Annotated in this window: 3 protein-coding genes; all 3 read left to right on the plus strand. The window is 70.8% G+C overall.

The annotated features are described in order from the left end of the window. Positions 1-86 precede the first annotated feature (86 nt). The 3 genes from tnpA to tnpC are packed head-to-tail and all read left to right on the plus strand — an operon-like array spanning position 87 to position 2,449. Positions 87-509 carry an IS66-like element accessory protein TnpA gene (gene tnpA, locus AC1ROY_RS33960; RefSeq protein ID WP_493153378.1) on the plus strand — a complete coding sequence of 141 codons (423 nt, stop codon included), beginning with the start codon at positions 87-89 and terminating at the stop codon, positions 507-509. Next, the gene (tnpB, locus tag AC1ROY_RS33965) at positions 506-862 is read left to right on the plus strand and encodes an IS66 family insertion sequence element accessory protein TnpB (RefSeq protein WP_493153379.1); all 357 of its coding nucleotides are present in this window, start codon (positions 506-508) and stop codon (positions 860-862) included. The genes tnpA and tnpB overlap by 4 nt, the downstream gene beginning before the upstream one ends. Before the next feature lie 12 nt (positions 863-874). Continuing rightward, a complete protein-coding gene (gene tnpC, locus AC1ROY_RS33970; protein WP_493153380.1) occupies positions 875-2,449 on the plus strand; it encodes an IS66 family transposase in 1,575 nt (524 codons plus the stop codon). Positions 2,450-2,490: the final 41 nt, after the last annotated feature.

Consider the following 2,490-nt stretch of genomic DNA (forward strand, 5'->3'; position numbering starts at 1 on the left):
CGTAAGCGCGGTGCCGAGGCCCTTCTTCCGGCGGGTGTGTTGAGTGTGCTGGGTCAGCTTGGAGCGAGGGGACTTCGAGCGACGTTATGGATAGCGTTAACGATGACGCGAAGGGCAGCGTCTATCGCCGGATCGAGGTTCTGACGGGAGCTGGCCGTCGGCGGAAATGGTCGGACGACGACAAGGCGAGGATCGTCGCCGAGACGGCGCTGCCGGGCGCGATGGTGACCGAGGTGGCGCGGCGCTGGCAGGTCACGCCGCAGCAGGTTTTCGACTGGCGCCGGCAGGCCCGCAGGGCGCTGGCGGCCGCGTCGGCCTCGGCTGAGCCGGCCTTCGTGCCGATCGTGACGGCAGCGTCGACGCCGGTACCTGAGCCTCTGGCTGCACCGGCGCGGACCCCGCCCGCGATCGAGGTCAAGCTGGCCGGTGCGGTGCTGCGCGTCGTGCCCGGCACGGACCGCGAGTTGTTGACGACGGTGCTGCGCGCGATCCGGGCGTCGGCGGCATGATCACGCCTCCGGCCGGCGCGCGGATCCTGCTGGCGACGAAGCCTGTCGATTTCCGCAAGGGTGCGCACAGCCTGGCGGCGCTGGCGGCCGAGGTGCTGGGCGCGGATCCGTTTTCGGGTGCGGTGCTGGTGTTCCGTTCGCGCCGCGCCGACCGGGTCAAGATCCTGGTCTGGGACGGCAGCGGCCTGATCCTGGTCTGGAAGCAGCTGGAGGGCAGCGCGTTCCGCTGGCCGCCGGTGGTGGATGGCGTGCTGCGTCTGACGCCGGTGGAGTTCGCCGCGCTGTTCGACGGCATCGATTGGCGTCGCGTTCAGGCGACGCGGGAGATTCCCACGCCGAGCGCGCCTGCGTAGAATCACCGCGCGATGCGCGCCGCGGGAGACAACACGCCGACACTGCCGGAGGATCCTGCCGCGCTGCGCGCGCTGCTGCTCGAGACGCTGGCGCAAGTCGACACGCTGGTCGCCGAGCGCGATGCACTGGCGTCGCAGAACGAGCACCTCCAGCACCTCCTGCTGAAGCTGAAGCGCCGGCAGTTCGGCACGAAGTCGGAGCGTCTCCCCGAGGGGCAGTTGCTGTTCGCGTTCGAGGAGATCGAAGCGACGCTGGCCGGGAACGCGGCGGAGGCCGGCAAGGCGTCGCTGGCGCTGCGGGACAACCAGGCGAAGCGTCGTCGGGCCGGACGTGGCCGCCTGCCGGCGCATCTGCCGCGGGTCGAACTGGTGCTGGCGCCCGAGGCGACAGCCTGCCCCTGCTGCCGGGGCCCGCTGGTCGAGATCGGCGTCGATGCGGCCGAGCGGCTCGACGTGATACCGGCGCAGTTCCGCGTCGTGGTCACGAAGCGGCCGAAGCTCGCCTGCCGGGCCTGTCCCAGCGTGGTCCTGCAGGCCTCCGCGCCGGCCCGCCTGATCGAGGGCGGCGTGCCGACCGAGGCGACCGTCGCGCATGTGCTGGTCTCCCGCTACGCCGACCACCTGCCACTCTATCGCCAGTCGCAGATCCTGGCGCGCCAGGGGATCGAGATCGGCCGCGAGGTGCTGGCGGACTGGACCGGCACGGGGGCGATGGAATTCGTCGCCGTGGTCCGACGCATGAAGGAGATCCTGCTGGCCTCGCCGCGGCTGTTCGCCGACGAGACCACCATGCCGGTGCTCGATCCCGGCCGCGGCAAGACGAAGAAGGGCTATGCCTGGGCGATCGCGCGTGACGACCGGCCCTGGGGCGGGGCCGATCCGCCGGCGGTGGTGTTCCACTATGCGCCGGGCCGCGGTGCCGAGCACGCCAAGGAGTTGCTCGCCGGCTACCAGGGCATCCTGCAATGCGACGGCTACGGCGCCTACAAGACGCTGGCTGCGGCGGGCGACGGCATCACGCTGGCATTCTGCTGGAGCCATGTGCGGCGGGAGTTCATCGAGTTGGCGAAGGGCAAGGCGGCGCCGATCGCGCAGGAGACGCTGCAGCGCATCGCGGCACTCTACGCCATCGAGGCGGAGATACGGGGCAAGCCGCCCGACATCCGCCGCGCCGTCCGGCGGGCGAAGAGCCGTCTCCTCGTCGAGGCGCTGTTCGCCTGGCTCTCGGAGCAGCTCCCGCGCCTGCCCGGCGGAAGCCCGACGGCAGGGGCCATCCGCTACGCGCTGAACCACCGCGAGGGCCTGGTGCGGTTCCTCGACGACGGCCGGATCGAGCTCGACAACAACACTGTCGAGCGCGCCATCCGGCCGATCTGCCTCAGCCGCAAGAACGCGCTGTTCGCCTCCGGCGACGATGGTGGCGCGCGCTGGGCGACCGTCGCCTCGCTGGTGGAGACGTGCAAGCTCAACGGTGTCGACCCGCAGCGATACTTCACCGACCTGCTGACACGCCTGGTCAATGGCTGGCCCAATCGTCGTATCGACGAACTCATGCCGTGGTGCTGGGCCGCCAGCGACAACGGCTGACCGTCACGCACGAGCCATAAGGGCCTCGTCGCCGCGCTTAC

It is taken from the genome of Roseococcus sp. GW821-FHT12F05 (assembly GCF_058806835.1).